The organism is Reyranella sp., from assembly GCF_965279625.1.
Taxonomy (GTDB): domain Bacteria; phylum Pseudomonadota; class Alphaproteobacteria; order Reyranellales; family Reyranellaceae; genus Reyranella.
In genome coordinates this window covers 5,440,784-5,458,697 of record NZ_OZ257251.1, presented here as the reverse complement: position 1 = coordinate 5,458,697, position 17,914 = coordinate 5,440,784, and the positions used below count along the sequence as shown (strand labels likewise).

Here is a 17,914-nt window from a genome sequence, read left to right as displayed (position 1 = left end):
GCCCGGCTCAGGCCGCGAACTTCGCCAGAGCGTCGTCCGACACCTCGAAGTTGGCGTAGACGTTCTGGACGTCGTCGTTGTCTTCCAGGGCCGCGATGAGGTCGAGCAGCGTCTGCACGGTCTCGCCCTCGACCGGCGCGCCGGTCTTGGGACGCCAGGTCAGCTTGGCCACGCTGGGCTGGCCCAGCGATTTCTCGAGCGCTTCCCGCACCACGTTGAAACTGTCCTGCGCACAGTAGATTTCGTGGACGGCCCCCTCGCCTTCGCCGCTCACCACGTCGTCGGCGCCAGCCTCGATCGCCTTTTCCAGCACCTCGTCGGCGCTGCCGACGGACAGCGGGAAACGGAATTCGCCCAGCCGGTCGAACATGAACGACACGCTGTTGGATTCACCCAGGTTGCCGCCGTGCTTGGAGAAGCTCGAGCGGACCTCGCCGGCGGTACGGTTGCGATTGTTCGTGAGTGCCTCGACGATCACGGCGACGCCGGCCGGGCCGTAGCCTTCGTAGCGCACCTCGTCGTAGTTCGCGTCCGCGTCGGGGCCAGAGCCGCGCTTGATCGCGCGATCGATCGTGTCGCGGGTCATGTTGGCGTCGCGCGCGGCGATCATGGCCGCCCGCAGACGCGGATTGGACGCCGGATCGGTCGCACCCAGCCGGGCCGCCGTCGTGATCTCTCGGATCAGCTTGGTGAAGATCTTGGCCCGCACGGCGTCCTGACGCCCTTTGCGGTGCATGATGTTCTTGAACTGGGAATGCCCCGCCATTGCCAACAACCAGATTAGGTAACCGGAAGAGGCGGCTATACCACTTCTCGTGGGTTTTGGCAGGCTGGAGAGGCCTCCTGAGGCGTTCAGGACAAAAAAAGGCGGGGGCCGAAGCCCCCGCTAAATAACGTCGGAACCTTGATTCCGACGCCCCCTCTAACCTGGAAGACAGATCGCCAATCCGGCGAAAAACCGTTTAACTTCAAAAGGATGCCGCTTTTTCCCCAGGCCGTCAACGCCCCTCTTCGGCCACCGCTAATAGCTATTAACCGTGCCCTGCGGATACAAGATGCGGGAAGTCAGATCGCCGGAGCCAGCCGCCCCCCGGTCCTGACCGGCCGGATGGACTTCGTCAGCCCGGTCCGGTCGTCGGTCTCCACCACCGCCCCGCACAAAGTGCCTTCTCCCTCGGCCGGGGACAGGCGCTCGCCCGGCATTTTGCGGACGAAGCGCTGGATCGCGACGTCCTTCTTCATGCCGATCACGCTGTCGTAGTCGCCGCACATGCCGACATCGGTCTGGTAGGCCGTACCACCGGGCAGCACCCAGCCATCCGCCGTGGGGACATGGCTATGGGTGCCCAGCACCGCCGAAACGCGGCCGTCGCAATAGTGACCGATCGACTGCTTCTCGCTGGTCGCCTCGCCATGGACGTCGACCAGGATCATCTGGGCGCTGCGACCCAGTGCATATTTCGCGAGTTCGGCATCGAGCGCGCGGAACGGGTCGTCGAGCGCGTCCATGAACAGCCGGCACATGACGTTGATCACGACGATCTTGTGGCCGCGCGGCGTCTGGAACAGGTTGGCACCCCATCCCGGCGTGCCGGGCGGGAAGTTGATCGGCCGCAACAGGCGCTTGTCCTGCGCCATGTAGGGGATGATCTCGCGCTGATCCCAGGCATGGTTGCCGGTGGTGATGCAGTCGACGCCCGCCTCGTGCAGTTCGGCGCAGATCTTGGCCGTGATGCCGAACCCGGCCGCCGCGTTCTCGCCGTTCACCACGACGAAATCGAGCCCCAGCTCACGACGCAGCCGCGGCACTTCCTTGATGACGGCATCGCGGCCGGCGCGGCCGACGATATCGCCGCAAAACATGATTTTCATGCGTCAGACAAAGGCGCAAGCGCGCCGGTCGGTCAACAGCCAATCGAGCCGCTGGTCATCGGCGCCGTGCGGCACGTCGGGCACCAGTTGTTGGTCGAAGCCGACGCCGATCGCCGTCACCTTGCGGCGCTTGCGCAGGTCCTCGAGCGTCCGGTCGTAGAAGCCTCCGCCATATCCCAGCCGCCAGCCTTCGGCATCACAGGCCAGCAAGGGCGCCAGCAAAGCGTCGGGCTCGAGCGTCTCGCAGCTGGCCTGGGGCTGCAGCGTGCCGAACACGCCGGCTTCCAGAGGGTCGCCGGGACGCCACGCGCGAAACGACAGCCGCTGGCCACGCCCCTGCACGACCGGCAGGGCCAACCGGCAGCCCTCCCCGTGCAGATGGGCCATCAACGGGCGGATATCGATCTCGTCCTTAATCGGCCAGAAGCCCGAGACGATGGCCGGCAATTTGATGGGGCGCTCGAGGCGGAAGCACTCGAGCAAGGCCTCGGCTGCAGTCCGGCGCTCAGCCTCGCCGAGACCCTGCCGGCGGGCCAGCATGGCGGCGCGAAGCGCCCGTTTGCTCTCGATCGGGGTCATGCCGGCAAGGGAAACAAGTGGGGCGGCTCCACGATGGGCCGTGGCTCGTAGAACCTCCAAGGCCTGCGTAAGCAGGTGGGCGTCGTGTAGCCTAGACCAAGGTCAGAGCCAGGAACAACTCCCAGGAGTTCTTATTGGCCCCGGGGTTTTAAGCGGGCCACGCGCTGCGCAGAATTCCGCCCCACGCCCAATGTAGGGACTCGGGGCGGCCATCGCAATGAGAGGACACCGTACTGATGCAGATCCCGCGCTTCGCACGCGATGTCAGGATCCGCCTACGCGGCTCCTGACACCTTCTTCGACATCTTGTCGACGCGGGCGGTGATCAGCTCCTCGAGCGCGGTGGCCAGCGTGTCGGCACTGTCCGTTGCGGTCACCCGCGCATTCTCCGCGGCCTTCGCGACGCCACGCGCCTCGCGGCTTTCCTCGGCGAGCAGCAGCGAGGCGAACACAAGTAGCTTGAATTCCGGCGTGCCGGGAAGCTGGCGACGAAGTTCGGTCACCTTCTCCTCGACATAGGCGGCCAACTCCTGGACACGCGCTTCCTCGCCTTGGCCACAAGCGAGTTCGTAGCTACGACCGGCAATCTGAACCGAAACCTGCGGCATTTTCCGCTTCTCCTGTTTTATTGCGCCGTGTTCGGCGTCTGAGGGGAGATAGAGTTTGCCACGTCGCTTCCGGCGACGCACGCACGGGCTGGGGAGAACCGGATATCCGCTACGACTGATCGGCGGCCAGCAGCGACCGGATATATTCCATCGCGCGTTCGAGGCGGCCTTCGACCTCGGTCGCGACCCGCTTCAGCTCTTCGTGCTCGCTCTCGACCTTGGCGAGCCGGGCGGCGAGTGCGTCGGAACGCTCCCGCTCGACACGCAGACGTTCGTCGAGCATCGACTCCAGCCGGCTCAGGGCGCTGTCGACTCGGTCCGTTACGCTGGCTGCCTTGGACATCATTCCCCCGACAGCGGATCGCCGTGGGTCGCCCGGCTGAATCTGCTCCATTGGGCGAGATTAAGTGGTGTGCCTGTTAGCGGTCAACATCTTGCCCCTGTGGAGGGTAAAGGCCCGCAATATGTTGGCCTGGCCCGAGTTTTTGCGCATTGACGGGCCAAGGGGTGGTCGTCATGTTGCGCGCCATCCGAAAACCTATACGGCACAAGCATAAAATGACCGATCAGACCGCTGCCCCGCGTGACATGGCGAACGCCATCAGGGCCTTGGCCATGGACGCCGTGCAGTTGGCGGATTCGGGTCATCCCGGCATGCCGATGGGCATGGCCGACGTGGCCACCGTCCTGTTTTCCAAGTTCCTGAAGTTCGACGCCTCGGAGCCCAACTGGCCCGATCGCGACCGCTTCATCCTGTCGGCCGGCCACGGCTCGATGCTGCTCTACTCGCTGCTGCATCTCACCGGCTACGCCGACATGACCCTCGACGAGCTGAAGAAGTTCCGCCAGCTCGGCGCCCGCACCGCGGGTCATCCCGAATACGGCCATGCCAGCGGCATCGAGACGACCACCGGTCCGCTGGGCCAGGGCCTCGGCAACTCGGTGGGCTTCGCCCTCGCCGAGCGCATCCTCGCCGAGCGGTTCGGCCGCGACGTCGTCGACCACTACACCTATGTGATCGCCGGTGACGGCTGCCTGATGGAAGGTGTCGGCCAGGAAGCGATCACGCTGGCCGGCCATCTCGGCCTCGGCCGCCTGATCGTGCTGTTCGACGACAACGGCATCTCGATCGACGGCCCGACCTCGCTGTCGACCTCTGAGGACCACAAGAAGCGCTTCGCCGCCGCCGGATGGCACGTGCTCGCCGTCGACGGACACGATGCCGAGGCTGTCACGCGCGCCATCCGCAAGGCGCGCAACGTCACCGACAAGCCCTCGCTGATCGCCTGCAAGACGGTGATCGGCTACGGCGCGCCGACCAAGGCCGGCACCGCCGCCACGCACGGCTCGCCGCTGGGCAAGGACGAGATCGCCGGCGCCCGCGCCAAGCTCGGCTGGATCCATGGCCCGTTCGACATTCCCGAGGCGGTGTTCTCCGCCTGGCGCAAGATCGGCGCCCGCGGCAAGTCGGCCCGCCGCAAGTGGACCAAGAACCTCGCCGCGATGGCGCCCGAGGATCGTGCCGAGTTCGACCGCCGCCAGAAGGGCGACATCCCCCCCGCCGTGGGCGAGGCGATTGCCGCGTTCAAGGCCAAGCTTGCGGCTGAGAAGCCGTCCTGGGCCACGCGCAAGTCGAGCCAGGAAGCGCTCGAGGTCATCAATCCGGTGCTGCCCGACACGGTCGGCGGCTCGGCCGACCTGACCGGCTCGAACAACACCAAGACCGCCACGCTGAAGGGCGCCTCGCGCGCCGACACGGCCGGCCGCTACATCTATTACGGCATCCGTGAGCATGCGATGGCCGCCGCGATGAACGGCATGGCGCTGCATGGCGGGATCATCCCCTACGGCGGCACCTTCATGGTGTTCACCGACTATTGCCGGCCGTCGATCCGCCTCTCGGCGCTGATGGGCGTGCGGGTCATCTATGTGATGACGCACGATTCGATCGGCCTCGGCGAAGACGGCCCGACCCACCAGCCGGTCGAGCACCTCCCGGCCCTGCGCGCCATTCCCAACCTGCAGGTCCTGCGTCCCGCCGACGCCATCGAGACGGCCGAATGCTGGCAGATCGCCCTGGAATCCAGGCACACGCCGAGCGTCCTCGCGCTGACCCGCCAGAACCTGCCGACGGTGCGCGGCGCCGGTGACGAGAATCTATGCGCCAAGGGCGCCTACATCCTCGCCGGCGAAGAGATCGCCCCGATCCGCCTGATCGCGTCGGGCTCGGAAGTACAGCTTGCCCTCGCCGCACGCGACCTGCTGGCAAAAGACGGGCTCTCCGCCGCGGTCGTCTCCATGCCGTCGTGGGAGTTGTTCGCGGCGCAGGAAGACACATATCGCAACAGGGTCATGGGCGGCGACGGCACGGTTCGCGTCGCCTGCGAGGCGGCGACCGGCTTCGGCTGGGAGCGCTGGCTCGGATCGAAGGGCGCGTTCGTCGGCATGAAGGGCTTCGGCGCTTCGGCCAAGGCCGCGGAACTCTACAAGCATTTCGGCATTACGGCCGAAGCGATCGCACAAGCGGCGCGCCGTCTGGCGCAATAACGGAGGGAATAAGATGGCTGTTCGTGTTGCAATCAATGGCTTCGGCCGTATCGGCCGCAATGTGCTGCGCGCGATCATGGAGTCCGGCCGCAAGGACATCGAGGTCGTGGCAATCAACGATCTCGGCCCGGTTGAGACCAATGCCCACCTCTTCCGCTTCGACTCGGTGCACGGCCGCTTCAACGGTGAAGTGAAGGTCGCCGGCGACACGATCGATGTCGGCCGCGGCCCGATCAAGGTCACCGCCGAGCGCGATCCCGCGAAGCTGCCGCACAAGGCGCTGGGCGTCGAGATCGTGCTCGAGTGCACCGGTTTCTTCACCTCGAAGAAGGCTGCCTCGGCCCATCTCGAGGCCGGCGCGAAGCGCGTCCTGGTGTCGGCCCCCGCCGACGGCGCCGACCTGACGGTGGTCTATGGCGTGAACCACGACAAGCTCACCAAGGACCACATCATCGTCTCGAACGCCTCGTGCACGACGAACTGCCTGGCTCCGGTCGCCAAGGTCCTGCACGACGCGGTCGGCATCGACCACGGCTTCATGACGACCATCCACGCCTACACCGGCGACCAGCCGACGCTCGACACGATGCACAAGGATCTCTACCGCGGCCGCGCCGCGGCGATGTCGATGATCCCGACCTCGACCGGCGCCGCCAAGGCCGTCGGTCTGGTTCTGCCGGAACTGAACGGCAAGCTCGACGGCGTGTCGATCCGCGTGCCGACGCCGAACGTCTCGTGCATCGACTTCAAGTTCGTCGCCAAGCGCAAGACGGACAAGGAAGAGATCAACAAGGCCGTCAAGCTGGCCGCCGCCAACCAGCTCAAGGGCATCCTGGGCTGGACCGACCAGCCGAACGTCTCGATCGACTTCAACCACGACCCGCACTCGTCGACCTTCCACATGGACCAGACCAAGGTCCTGGAAGGCACGCTGGTCCGCGTCATGAGCTGGTACGACAACGAGTGGGGCTTCTCGAACCGCATGGCCGACACCGCCGTCGCGATGGGCAAGCTCGGCTGATCCAACCGTTCCGCGAGGAAACGACGGGCGCCCTTCGGGGCGCCCGTTTTCGTTTGGAGCCGAGTCCGCAACCTCAGTCGACGTTAGGCCGCCGCGCCTTGATGCCGCGAAAGGCGTCCACCAGATCGACTCCCTCATGCTCCGGCGGGCGCGCGGCCTGCAGGGTCACGAGGCCGGCGAGATGGCACAGCATCAGCTTCGCCGCCTTGTCCGCCCGGCCGCCCAAGATCGCGTCGGCGATGTCGCCATGGTCGTGCGGGCCGGCGCAGTTGGTGAGCTGGCGCGGGGCCGCGAGCGAGAAGTGCATGGTGGAGCGCGTCAGCAGGCCGCGCAGCAGGCGCGTCAGCTCGTCATTGCCGCAGAGTTCGGCGAGCAGGACGTGGAACTCGCCCGACAGTTCGAACAGGCGGCCACGATCGTCGCGGCGGGTCGCGGCCTTCTCCTCGGCGACATGCGCCTTGAGGCGCTTCGCCGCCGCCGCCGTATGGCCCTCGCTGAGGCGACGCACGATCGCCGCCTCGAGCATCGAGCGCACGTCGTAGATCTGGCGCATTTCCTCGACCGTGAGCGACGGCACGAAGGTCCCTCGATTGGGGATCGCGGTCAGCCAACCCTCGTGCACCAGCCGGTGCAGCGCCTTGCGCACGCGCTCGCGGCTGACGCCGAGCACACGCGCGAGTGCCGGCTCCTGCAGTTTGGTGCCTGGCGAGAGGCGGCCCATGTGCATCGCCCGCCTGATGGCGCCGTAGACCGCCTCGTCGGCGGCCACGTCGCCCTTTCTCGGCTTACGCGGCATCGATCTCCTCCACCGCGGCGACCAGCAACCGGAGTCCCTGCGCGAAATCGCCGAGGTCCATCGCCTCGTCGGGATTGTGGCTGCCGTGGTCGTTGCGGATGAAGATCATCGCTGTCGGCACGCCCAGGATGCCGAACACCGCCGCATCGTGGCCCGCTCCGCTCGCCATCGGCAGCGCCTCGATGCCGAGTTGCTTCGCCAGCCGCTCGAGCCGCACGCGGTGTCCGCGGTCGATCGGGCCGGGCTTTGCGTTGGTGAGCGCGCCGAGATCGATCGTGACGCTACGCCGTGCACCGATCTCCGCCGCGATCTCGCGCAGGCGCCGGTCGATGGCGAGCAGCACCTCGTTGTCCTCGCTGCGGATGTCCATCGAGAACCAGAGTTCGCCGGGGATCTTGGTCATGGTGTGCACGGCGGTGTCGGTGTGGAACTGGCCGACGGTGCAGACGAGATCCTTGCCCGTCGCCTCGTGCTCCAGCCAAAACGCCTCCAGCCGCGACACGAACTCGACGCCGGCCAGCAGCGCGTCGTTGCGCGACAGACGCGGCTCGGCGCCGGCATGACCGTAGCGGCCGACGATGTGCGGATCGCGATAGCGGATGTTGCCTCGGATCCCCGTCACGATCCCGACCGGCAGGCCGCACTGGACCAGCACCGGCCCCTGCTCGATATGCAGCTCAAGGAAGCAGGCGATGCGCGCGGGATCGAGCTGAGCCTCGCGGGCGCGGATGCGGTCGGGTGCGAAGCCCGCCTCCTTCATGTGCTCGGCCAGCGTTCGGCCGGTGTCGGGACGCCGGCAGCCATCGAGCGCTTCGGGCTCCAGCAGGCCGAAGGCGGCGCGGCTGCCGATATAGGGCGCGGGAAACCAGGAGAGTTCCTCGGCCCGCACGCCCATCACGGTGATATCGCGCCTGGGCCGGCGGCCGGCGCGATGCCAGCGCGCCAGCATCGCCATGCCCGCGACCACACCTGCTGCGCCGTCGTAGTTGCCGCCCTCGGGTACCGAATCGAGATGCGAGCCCGTCATGATGGCAGGCAGTGACCGGTCCTGCCCCGGCAGGGTCACATAGAGGTTGCCAGCAGCGTCGGTGCGCGTCTCCAGCCCCAGCGACTGGCCGATGCCTTGCATCAGGTCGTGCGCCATCTGCTCACCCTCGCCGTAGGAAGCGCGGGTGACGCCGAGGCGGCCTTTGGAATGCGTGCGCAGGTGCTCGAACCACCGGCCTGCCAGGGCGGTTTCGGGATCGAGGTCGCGGTGGAGTTCGGTCATGGGCCTGCCGGCGGTTGGTAAAATTATGTGCACATAACGCCAAGAAATGTGCACATCTGATCGGAGGACGACATGCAAGGCGTGAGCCAGACGCGCGACCTGGTGGGCTACGGCGGAACGCCGCCGGCCTGGAAGCTGCCCGGCGGGGCCCGGCTCGCCGTCTCCCTGGTGGTCAATTTCGAGGAGGGCGCCGAACTCGCCGTCAGCGACGGCGATCCGCAGGCCGAGAAGATTTCCGAGGTGGTGAGCGTCGTGCCGCCTGGACGCTGGGACCAGGGCAACGAGCAGATCTTCGCCTACGGCATGCGCGCCGGCATCTGGCGCATGCTGGCCGCACTTGAGAAGCATCAGGCGCCCGTGACCTTCTACATGTGCGGCCGCGCCGTCGAGCGCCTGCCACAGCTTGCAAGGCGCATCGTCGAGGCCGGACACGAGGCGGCCTGCCATGGCTGGCTGTGGCGTGCGCATGCCGAATACGCCGACAGGGCGAGCGAACTGAACGATCTCCAGCGCTGCGTCGAGGTCATGAAAAGCGCGACGGGTCAGCGTCCTACGGGCTTCTTCTGCCGCGGCAGTGAAAGCACGCAAACGCGCTCCATCCTGCGCGAGCTCGGCTTCGGTTATGCCAGCAACGGCTTCGACGACGACCTGCCCTACTGGGACAGGGCCGACGCGCAGCGCCCGCTGCTGGTCGTGCCCTACGCGCTCGACAGCAACGACATGAAGTTCTTCCATCCCAACGGCTTCGTGCGCGCCGACGAGATGGTCGACTATGTACGCGACGCCATCGAGACGCTGCTCGAAGAAGGCGAGGCCGGCCATCCGAAGATGCTGAACATCGGCTGGCACCTGCGCATCGCCGGACGCCCCGGCCGTTTCGCCGCCTTCAAGCGCGTGCTCGCGCTGCTCGAATCCTACGGCGAAAAGGTGTGGATCGCGCGGCGCGACGCCATCGCGCAATCGTGGCGGGAACAGTTCCCGGCATGAGTGCTCCGCCGATGGTTGGCATGCCCCTTGCGTTTGCAGTCGCAGGGAGGCGGAACAGTTGCAGCAAGCAGTGAAAGCCAACGCGGCGCGCACGCTGGACGTCGAGGATCTGAGCGTCCGCTATGGAACGTCGACCGCGGTCGACGGCGTGACGCTCGCGATCGAGCCCGGCGAGGTCGTGGCGCTGCTCGGTCCCTCGGGCTGCGGCAAGACCACCCTTCTCCGGGTCATCGCCGGCTTCGTGCGGCAGGCCGCCGGCCGCGTGCGGGTCGACGGCGCCACCATCGACCACCTCCCGCCCAACCAGCGCAACATCGGCATCGTCTTCCAGAACTACGCGCTCTTCCCGCACATGACGGTGGCGGAAAACGTGGCCTACGGCCTGCGCGCCCGCGGCCTCAAGGGGCCGGAGGTCCAGGCGCGGGTCACGCGCTTCCTCGAGACCGTTCAGCTCGGGGGCTTCAAGGACCGCCTGCCGCGTCAGCTCTCGGGCGGCCAGCAGCAGCGCGTGGCGCTGGCGCGTGCCCTCGCGATCGAGCCCTCGATCCTGCTGCTCGACGAGCCGTTCGCAGCGCTCGACCGCAACCTGCGCCTCGACATGCAGATCGAGATCAAGCGCCTGCAGCGGACGCTGGGTCTCACGACCATACTGGTAACGCACGACCAGGACGAGGCGATGAGCGTCGCCGACCGCATCGCCGTCATGAACAAGGGCAGAGTCGAGCAGTTCGACTCGCCGGTCGCGATCTACGACCGGCCGCAGACGCTGTTCGTGAACGGCTTCATCGGCACCACCAACCTGATGAACGGCAGGGTCGCCTCGCTTCAGAACGGCACGGCCACCGTAGCGCTGGAGGCCGGTGCCACCGTCACCTTGCAGCCCCCGGCGGTCTTGGCATCGGCGCGCCCGTCCTGATGTCGGTGCGGCCCGAGCAACTGGCCCTCTCCGCGATCCCCGGCCCGGATGCCTGGAAGATCGAGCCCGGGCTCGCCCTCCCGATCGGCGCCCAGCTCGTCCACGAGGCCCGCACGACCGACGGCGCGTTCCTGAAGATCATCGAGCCGCGCCGCACGGTCGCGGGCGAGGCGGCCCGGACCTACTGCACCCTGGCCGCCGATGCGCGTCCCACGCTGTTTCCGCGTACCACCTGACAACCACGGAGATCCTTCCATGTTCAGCCGCAGACGCCTGCTCGCCGGTGCCACCGCCCTCGGCGGCGCCTCGTTCCTTCCCTCGATCGCCCACGCTAAGGGCAGCGTCGCCGCCGCCATCTATCCCGGCACCTGGGAAGAAGCCTTTCGCGCCATCGTGGCGCCGGCGCTGAAGAAGAAGGACAGCGTCGACCTCGAGCTTCAGCCGCTCTTCGCGGTCGACCAGGTCGCCAAGGCCAAGGCCGCGCGCGGAGCGCCGCCGTTCGACGCCTTCGTGCTCGATCCGGGCCCGCGCATCACCGCGATCCAGGACGGCCTCTTCGACAAGCTCGACATCAAGAAGATCACCAATGCCTCGAAGCTGCCGGCCGGGCTGGTCGACGAATGGGGCGTCGGCGTCAACGCTCAGGTCGTCGGCATCGCCTACAATCCGAAGAAGGTTCCGGCTCCCAAGGGCTGGAAGGACCTGTTCGTCGAGCCGTGGGTGTCGCGTCTCGGCCTCACCGGCTTCCAGACCACCTTCGGAACGGTGTCGCTGATCGAGATCGCCAAGGTATTCGGCGGCTCCGAGACCAACATCGAGCCGGCGCTCGTCGAACTGAAGAAGGTCCTGCCGAAAATCGCCGCGGTCGGCCAGCCGGCCGCCATGCCGAGCCTGTTCCAGCAAGGCCAGTGCGACGTGATGTACACCAACACCCAGACCGTCGCGACGCTCAAGGGCCGCGGAGTCGACATCGAATTCGTGAAGCCCGAGACCGGCGCCATCACGTTCCTCACGACCCTGCACATCGCCAAGGGCGCTGCGGACGTCGAGAACGCCTACAAGTATATCGACATCGTCGCCGGCAAGGAGGTGCAGGAAGCCCTGACCAAGCCGCCGTACAACTTCATCCCGGTGAACAAGGACGTGCCGGTCCCGTCCTACCTGCCGATGAAGAGCCTCGACGAGATGTCGAGCTACATCCGGCACGACTGGGCCAAGATCAATCCGCTGCGCGCCGGCTGGATCGAGAAGTTCAACAAGGAAATGGCGAAGTGAGGAAGCTGGCGGAGTGGCAGCTCGCGCTGCCGCTCGCGCTGGCGTTTGCATCGATCTTCCTGGCGCCGCTGCTCATGCTGGTCGGCGTCAGCTTCTTCAATGACGACAAGATCAGCCAGCCGGGCTTCGGTCAGTGGGCCAAGTTTCTCGGCGATCCCTTCAGTTACAAGGTGATCGCCGACACGATGATGCTCGGCTTCAAGACGGTGTGCGCCACCATCGTGATCGGCTATCCGCTGGCCCTGATCTACCTCGACGCCTCGCCGCGCCTGCAGAAGGTGCTGATCTTCATCATCGTCATGCCGCTGCTGCTCTCTGTGGTGGTGCGTACCTTTGCCTGGATCGTCGTGCTGGGCCGCGAGGGCGTGGTGAACACGCTGCTGATGCAGCTCGGCATCATCTCCGAGCCCCTGCGCCTGCTGCAGACCGAACTCGGCCTCGTGATCTCACTCACCCAGATCGAGATGCCGCTGATGTTGCTGCCCCTGATCAGCGTGATGTCGCGGCTCGATCCCAACCTGCGCGACGCCTCCTCCGCCCTCGGCGCCTCGCGCTGGCGGACACTGTTCAAGGTGATCGTGCCGCTCAGCATGCCCGGGCTGGTCGCCGGCTGCCTGCTGGTGTTTGCGAGCTCCACCACCGCCTTCATCTCGCAGACCGTGATCGGCGGCGTCCGCCTGATCTACCTGCCGCTCCTCATCTGGCAACAGTCGCTTGTCGTCTTCAACTGGCCCTTCGCCGCCGTGGTGTCCCTCACCCTGCTCGTCTCGGTGCTGACGGTGGTGAGCGCGCTGTCCTATCTGGGCCGCCGCTCCGGAGGCTATGTCCATGGGTAGGCGCCGCAGCCTCGCCGACCTCTCCTACAGCCTCGTTATCGGCACGCTGGCGGCGCTGGCGCTGCTGATCATCGTGGCGCCGGTGGTGATCGTGCTGACGACGTCGTTTACCGAGGGCCGCTCGCTCAAATTCCCGCCGACCGGCTTCTCGCTGCAATGGTACGAAGCCCTGTTCGACGCCTCGCAGTCGCGGCAGATCCATCGTGCGGTGTACAACTCACTCGAAGTTGCCGCCTGGTCGACCGGTTTCGGCATCCTGTTCGGCAGCATGGCGTCGCTCGGGCTGGCACGGAACCGCCACCGGCTGGCGCGCGTGGCCGATGGGCTGTTCATGTCGCCGCTGGTCCTGCCCGGCCTCACCTTCGGCCTGGCGGCGCTGATGTATTTCACCCTGATCGGCTTCCGGCCGTCCATAAACCTGATCATCGCCGGCCACATGATCGTCACCGTGCCGTTCATCATTCGCACGACATCCGCCAGCATCTCGCAGCTCGACCCGGCGCTGAATGATTCCTCGCAGAGCCTGGGCGCCAGCTGGTTCTACACGATGCGCCGCGTGACCCTGCCGCTGATCGCCCCCGGCATCTTCGCCGGCGCGTTCCTGGCCTTCATGGCCTCGATCGACAACGTCCCGGTGTCGCTGTTCCTGTCGACGGCGCGCACCGACATGCTGCCGATCCGCATGTGGGGCATGATGGAATCCACGCTCGACCCGCGCATCGCCGCCGTGTCGGGCGTGTTGATCACGGCCGCCTTCCTGTTGATGCTGATCATGGAATGGACGGTGGGACTGACCCGCCGCATGCGCGACTGACGAGGACCCGCCAATGGAACTGATCCCCCAGCCCCTCACCAAAGAAGCCTTCGCCCCGTTCGGCGACGTGATCGACGTACCCGACGCTCCGGGCCGCACCTACTACGAGGACGCGCTGGGCAACCTGCGTCCGACCGCGCATGCGAGCCTCTCGGTCAGCCTGAAGGCCGAGACGCCGGACCGGCCGCTGCGCAGCGACTATCTCGAACGTCACGAATATTCCTCCCAGACCTTCGTTCCTCTCGATGTCGAGCGATGGTTGATCGTCGTGGCGCCGCATGCCGCCGCCGGAGGCCCCGAGGTGAGCGGCATGAAAGCCTTCATCGCCACCGGCAAGCAGGGCGTCACCTACCGGCCCGACACCTGGCATCATGGCCTCACCGTGCTCGACCGGCCGGGCCGTTTCGCCGTCTTCATGTGGCGCGACGGCGGCAAGGGCGACGAGGAATTCGTGCCGGTTCCCCCCTTTACCATTCGCATTCCCTGACCCGGAGCCGAGACGATGCCCTACGAGGTCCGCCGCGATTTCATCGGCTACGGCGCCAACCCGCCCGATCCGAAATGGCCCGGCGGCGCGCGCATCGCCGTGAACTTCGTCATGAACTACGAGGAGGGTTCCGAGCCCTCCATCCAGGACGGCGAGGGCCATACCGAGATCGGGCTCAGCGACGCGGCCGGTATGGGCCAGTCGATCCAGGGCCGCGATCTCGCGGCGGAAGGCCTGTTCGAATATGGCAGCCGCGTCGGCTTCTGGCGGCTGATGCGCCTCTTCCAGGAGCGTGGCCTGCCGATGACGATCTTCGGCTGCGGGCTGGCGATGGAGCGCAATCCCGAAGCCTCGGCCGCCATCGCCAAATCGGGCTTCGATGTCTGCTCGCATGGCTGGCGCTGGATCAAGCACTACGAACTCGACGAGGCGACCGAGCGCGAGCACATCCGCAAGGCGATCGCCGCCATCCAGAAGATGACCGGCGAGCGGCCGCTCGGCTGGTACTGCCGCTATGGACCGGGCGTGAACACGCGCCGGCTCGTGGTCGAGGAAGGCGGCTTCCTCTACGACAGCGATTATTACGGTGAGGAGCTGCCCTTCTGGGTGACCGTCGACGGCAAGCCGCAGCTCGTCGTGCCCTATTCCGTCACCAACAATGATGGGCAGTTCGGCGCGTCGATCGGTACGTCGGACCAGTGGTTCTCTTTCGTGCGCGACGCCTTCGACATGCTCTACCGCGAGGGCGCGACGCAGCCCAAGATGATGTCGATCGGCCTGCACATGCGTCTGATCGGCCATCCCGCGCGCGCCGTCGGGCTGCAACGCCTGCTCGACCACATCCAAAAGCACGAGGGCGTCTGGGTGACCCGCCGCCTCGACATCGCCCGGCACTGGATCGAGACGCATCCCTATCCGGGCAAGGGCCTGAATGAGTGACACCGTGTATTGTGGCGGCGATGGACCATCCGGTGATCCTGGTACGCGACTGGAAGCAGACCGAGGCGGCGCTGCTCGCGGCGCGCGCCGCGGGGACGGCGCCGGTGCTGCTGACGCCTGAGGATGCAGCCTCGTTCTACGGCGCGGGCTATCTCGGCGCCCTGCAGGAACGGGCGCGAGAGGAGTTTGCGGACGTGGCCTTCACGCTGATCGTCGATTGCGGCGACGCGCCGGGCTACGCGCTGGCCTGTCTGCGCGCCGGGGTACGCACCCTGTCGATGCGCACCTGGAACGACAAAATTGCCGACATCGCCCGTCAGATGGGCGCCGAACTGGTGAGGAGACCTGCATGAGCTGGCAACCGAAACGCGACCTGATCGGCTATGGCGCCAATCCGCCCGATCCGAAATGGCCGGGCGGCGCGCGCCTCGCCATCAACTTCGTCGTGAACTTCGAGGAAGGCTCGGAACCCTCGGTCCAGGATGGCGAGGGCTACACCGAGACCGGCCTCACCGAATCGAGCACCTCCTCGCAGGGCCTGAAGGGCCGCGACCTCGCCGGCGAAGGTATGTTCGAATACGGCAGCCGGGTCGGCTTCTGGCGCATCCACCGTGCCTTCCAGGAGCGCGGAATGCCGCTCACCGTGTTCGGCTGCGCGCTGGCACTGGAGCGCAATCTGCCGGCCGCGGAGGCGATCCGGGCCGCCGGCTGGGACGTCTGCTGCCATGGCTGGCGCTGGGTGCGCCACTTCCAGCTCTCCGAGGAAGAGGAGCGCGAGCACATCCAGAAGGCCATCAAGTCGCTGGAGCAGACGGTCGGCGAGCGGCCGGCCGGCTGGTACTGCCGCTATGGACCCAGCGTGAACACCCGCCGGCTGCTGATCGAGGAAGGCGGCTTCACCTACGACAGCGACTATTACGGCGAGGAACTGCCCTTCTGGCAAACCGTCGAGGGCAAGCCGCACCTCGTCGTGCCCTATTCGCTAACCAACAACGACGGGAAGTATGCCGCCGGCATGGTCCACTCCGACCAGTGGTTCGGCCTGGTGAAGGACGCGTTCGACGTCCTCTTCAAGGAAGGCTCGACGCAGCCCAAGATGATGTCGGTCGGCCTGCACCAGCGCCTGATCGGCCACCCCGCCCGCATGGCCGGCCTCTGGCGCTTCCTCGACTATGTCCAGAAGCACGAGGGCGTCTGGGTCACCAAGCGCCTGGACATCGCCAAGCACTGGATCGCGACACATCCGTATCCCGGCAAGGGACTGAACGAATAAAGCGCTCTGCAAGAGCAAGTAAGAGTTAAAAGTCCCTCACTTCGTTCGGGATGACAGCATTTTCTTGCATCGGCGCACTGCGCAAAACTCAACAAACATTGTCATCGCGGGCGGGGTAACCCCCGCCCTGGAACGAAGTGAGGGACCTTTCTCTTGCCCCGCGCGATCGTCGCGCTCGATACGTCAGCGGACGTCAGACCTTCGCGCGCCCCGCGACCATGCGGACCTTGCCGGGCGAGGCGAACCAGATCGAGGCGGCGCCCAGGACACTGAACGCGAGCGCCACGATGAAGGCCAGACGATAGGCGCCCTCATAGTCGTACAGCACGCCGGTGATCCAGGGGCCCGCGGCGCCGCCGGCCAGCAGCGAGACCATGATGATGCTGAAGATCGAGCCGAAGTGCGGGCCCTCGAAGATCTCGGCCACCACCGATCCCATCAGGCTGGTGAAAGAATAGCCCAGCACGCCCTGCGACAGGACCATGAGATAGAGCAGCGGCTCCGACGGGCCGGCGCCGAGCGCCAGCAGCGCCGCGTAGCAGATCACGAAGCCCGTGCCGGCGATCGTCCAGACGATCTCGCGACCGATACGGTCCGACAGGCCGCCGAGCAGGATCTGGCCCGGGATACCTACCATCGCCACGAGGCCCAGAGCCCAGGCCGCCTGCATCGGGCCGAAGCCGATCTCGACCAGGTACTTGGTCTGGTGCACCTGCACCGCGTACCAGGCATAGCCGGTGCTGAAGAAGCCGATGCAGAGCCACCAGAAGCGCTGTGTGCGGACCGCCCTGGCGACGGTCCATTCGATGGCGACCCAGCGCGCGTCGACGATGGCCGCGGCACGGCGCGCCGCGGCGGTTCCCGCTTCCTTCGCCCCGTCCGGCAGCAGGCCCAGGTCCTGAGGGCGCTTGGTCACGATCAGGTTGATCGGCAGCAGCACGAATAGCGTCATCAGGCCGAGCGCCCAGCAGGCGCTGCGCCAACCGTCCTTCAGGATGATCGTCTGCAGCCAGGGCAGGATCAGAATTGCGCCCACACCCACCCCGGAAAAGGCCAGGCCGGTCGCCAGCGCGCGGCGGCGCACGAACCAGTTGGGCAGATATTGCGACTGCACGGAAAAGCTCATGCAGTTCGCCCCCGCCCCCACCAGCACACCCAGCGTTGCGTAGAGCTGCCACGGCGAGTCGATCACCGTGGCTCCGAGCAGGCCCGCGGCGGTCAGCACGACGCCGATCTCGATCACGAAGCGCGGTCCGCGCCGGTCCATGGTCCGGCCGACGACGGGACTGATCACGGCCGACACCAGGAAGCCGAAGGAGAAGGCGCCCGCCGCCAGGCCGCGATCCCAGCCGAATTCGTCGACGATCGGCGGGAACATCAGGGAGAAGGCCGTGCGGGTGGTCACGCTCACGGCGACGGTCAGGAACGCGACCGCGATGATCACCCAGCCGAAGAAGAAAGGCAGGCGCGCCGCGAACGACGCGGATCGCGCGGGCAACTGGGGAGACGGCACCGACTTTTCCTTTTTCTCGCGTTTCGCCAGACGCATCGTGGCCCGGAGGGGGTGATACCCTGTCCCCACGCCCGCCCCGAGGTCAATGACGTGGCAGGTAGTCGGACCTCCCGGGTGCCCACCGGGACTTGAACCGCTCTTCCGGCGCCGCTATCACCGCGCAACCGCACAAAATGGGAGC

Annotated in this window: 20 protein-coding genes; 12 read left to right on the top strand and 8 right to left on the bottom strand. The window is 66.7% G+C overall.

Features of this window, described 5'->3' with window-relative positions:
• Positions 1 to 7: 7 nt before the first annotated feature.
• The 5 genes from ACQY78_RS26520 to ACQY78_RS26500 all read right to left on the bottom strand — a co-directional run bounded on the left by ACQY78_RS26520 (position 8) and on the right by ACQY78_RS26500 (position 3,342).
• Positions 8 to 766 carry a YebC/PmpR family DNA-binding transcriptional regulator gene (locus ACQY78_RS26520; RefSeq protein ID WP_428680939.1) on the bottom strand — a complete coding sequence of 253 codons (759 nt, stop codon included), beginning with the start codon at positions 764 to 766 and terminating at the stop codon, positions 8 to 10.
• Between the two features lie 299 nt (positions 767 to 1,065).
• Positions 1,066 to 1,872, bottom strand: coding sequence for a TIGR00282 family metallophosphoesterase (locus tag ACQY78_RS26515; RefSeq protein WP_428680937.1), 807 nt, complete (start codon positions 1,870 to 1,872; stop codon positions 1,066 to 1,068).
• 3 nt (positions 1,873 to 1,875) lie between these two features.
• Positions 1,876 to 2,451 (bottom strand): 5-formyltetrahydrofolate cyclo-ligase, encoded by a 576-nt coding sequence (locus ACQY78_RS26510; protein ID WP_428680935.1) that lies wholly within the window; start codon positions 2,449 to 2,451, stop codon positions 1,876 to 1,878.
• A 275-nt stretch (positions 2,452 to 2,726) separates the two neighbouring features.
• The gene (locus ACQY78_RS26505) at positions 2,727 to 3,059 is read right to left on the bottom strand and encodes a cell division protein ZapA (protein ID WP_425066554.1); all 333 of its coding nucleotides are present in this window, start codon (positions 3,057 to 3,059) and stop codon (positions 2,727 to 2,729) included.
• Between the two features lie 109 nt (positions 3,060 to 3,168).
• Positions 3,169 to 3,342: a hypothetical protein gene (locus tag ACQY78_RS26500; protein WP_428680933.1), complete on the bottom strand. Its 174-nt coding sequence runs from the start codon at positions 3,340 to 3,342 to the stop codon at positions 3,169 to 3,171.
• Positions 3,343 to 3,617: 275 nt separating this feature from the next.
• On the opposite strand from ACQY78_RS26500, the gene tkt reads away from it, so the two are divergent.
• Together tkt and gap are read left to right on the top strand one after the other, a co-directional pair.
• Positions 3,618 to 5,606, top strand: a complete 1,989-nt coding sequence (gene tkt, locus ACQY78_RS26495; RefSeq protein WP_428680931.1) for a transketolase — start codon at positions 3,618 to 3,620, stop codon at positions 5,604 to 5,606.
• Positions 5,607 to 5,619: 13 nt separating this feature from the next.
• Entirely contained in the window at positions 5,620 to 6,627 is a 1,008-nt protein-coding gene (gap, locus tag ACQY78_RS26490; RefSeq protein WP_428680929.1) for a type I glyceraldehyde-3-phosphate dehydrogenase, read from the top strand.
• 73 nt (positions 6,628 to 6,700) lie between these two features.
• On the opposite strand, the gene ACQY78_RS26485 is transcribed toward gap, so the two are convergent.
• Together ACQY78_RS26485 and ACQY78_RS26480 are read right to left on the bottom strand one after the other, a co-directional pair.
• The gene (locus tag ACQY78_RS26485; RefSeq protein WP_428680927.1) at positions 6,701 to 7,423 is read right to left on the bottom strand and encodes a GntR family transcriptional regulator; all 723 of its coding nucleotides are present in this window, start codon (positions 7,421 to 7,423) and stop codon (positions 6,701 to 6,703) included.
• Positions 7,413 to 8,693, bottom strand: a complete 1,281-nt coding sequence (locus tag ACQY78_RS26480; RefSeq protein WP_428680925.1) for a Zn-dependent hydrolase — start codon at positions 8,691 to 8,693, stop codon at positions 7,413 to 7,415. The genes ACQY78_RS26485 and ACQY78_RS26480 overlap by 11 nt, the downstream gene beginning before the upstream one ends.
• 72 nt (positions 8,694 to 8,765) lie before the next feature.
• Here ACQY78_RS26480 and ACQY78_RS26475 point away from each other — a divergent pair, with 72 nt between their 5' ends.
• From ACQY78_RS26475 to ACQY78_RS26430, 10 genes are read left to right on the top strand one after another with little or no spacing between them, the layout of a single operon-like run.
• On the top strand, positions 8,766 to 9,680 hold the full coding sequence (locus ACQY78_RS26475) for a polysaccharide deacetylase family protein (protein WP_428680923.1): 915 nt from the start codon (positions 8,766 to 8,768) through the stop codon (positions 9,678 to 9,680).
• 58 nt (positions 9,681 to 9,738) lie between these two features.
• Positions 9,739 to 10,596, top strand: coding sequence for an ABC transporter ATP-binding protein (locus tag ACQY78_RS26470; RefSeq protein WP_428680921.1), 858 nt, complete (start codon positions 9,739 to 9,741; stop codon positions 10,594 to 10,596).
• Positions 10,597 to 10,601: 5 nt separating this feature from the next.
• Positions 10,602 to 10,832 (top strand): hypothetical protein, encoded by a 231-nt coding sequence (locus ACQY78_RS26465; protein WP_428680919.1) that lies wholly within the window; start codon positions 10,602 to 10,604, stop codon positions 10,830 to 10,832.
• Between the two features lie 19 nt (positions 10,833 to 10,851).
• Positions 10,852 to 11,871, top strand: coding sequence for an extracellular solute-binding protein (locus tag ACQY78_RS26460; protein ID WP_428680917.1), 1,020 nt, complete (start codon positions 10,852 to 10,854; stop codon positions 11,869 to 11,871).
• On the top strand, positions 11,868 to 12,707 hold the full coding sequence (locus ACQY78_RS26455; protein ID WP_428680915.1) for an ABC transporter permease: 840 nt from the start codon (positions 11,868 to 11,870) through the stop codon (positions 12,705 to 12,707). Before ACQY78_RS26460 ends, ACQY78_RS26455 begins: the two co-directional genes overlap by 4 nt.
• Positions 12,694 to 13,521: an ABC transporter permease gene (locus ACQY78_RS26450; RefSeq protein ID WP_428680913.1), complete on the top strand. Its 828-nt coding sequence runs from the start codon at positions 12,694 to 12,696 to the stop codon at positions 13,519 to 13,521. Before ACQY78_RS26455 ends, ACQY78_RS26450 begins: the two co-directional genes overlap by 14 nt.
• 13 nt (positions 13,522 to 13,534) lie before the next feature.
• Positions 13,535 to 14,008 (top strand): ureidoglycolate lyase, encoded by a 474-nt coding sequence (locus ACQY78_RS26445; protein WP_428680911.1) that lies wholly within the window; start codon positions 13,535 to 13,537, stop codon positions 14,006 to 14,008.
• Positions 14,009 to 14,023: 15 nt separating this feature from the next.
• Complete coding sequence (locus ACQY78_RS26440; protein ID WP_428680909.1) at positions 14,024 to 14,947, top strand: polysaccharide deacetylase family protein; 924 nt, start codon at positions 14,024 to 14,026, stop codon at positions 14,945 to 14,947.
• Positions 14,944 to 15,300 carry a hypothetical protein gene (locus ACQY78_RS26435; RefSeq protein ID WP_428680907.1) on the top strand — a complete coding sequence of 119 codons (357 nt, stop codon included), beginning with the start codon at positions 14,944 to 14,946 and terminating at the stop codon, positions 15,298 to 15,300. The genes ACQY78_RS26440 and ACQY78_RS26435 overlap by 4 nt, the downstream gene beginning before the upstream one ends.
• On the top strand, positions 15,297 to 16,220 hold the full coding sequence (locus ACQY78_RS26430; RefSeq protein ID WP_428680905.1) for an allantoinase PuuE: 924 nt from the start codon (positions 15,297 to 15,299) through the stop codon (positions 16,218 to 16,220). The genes ACQY78_RS26435 and ACQY78_RS26430 overlap by 4 nt, the downstream gene beginning before the upstream one ends.
• Before the next feature lie 193 nt (positions 16,221 to 16,413).
• On the opposite strand, the gene ACQY78_RS26425 is transcribed toward ACQY78_RS26430, so the two are convergent.
• Positions 16,414 to 17,733 (bottom strand): MFS transporter, encoded by a 1,320-nt coding sequence (locus tag ACQY78_RS26425; RefSeq protein WP_428680903.1) that lies wholly within the window; start codon positions 17,731 to 17,733, stop codon positions 16,414 to 16,416.
• Positions 17,734 to 17,914 lie beyond the last annotated feature (181 nt).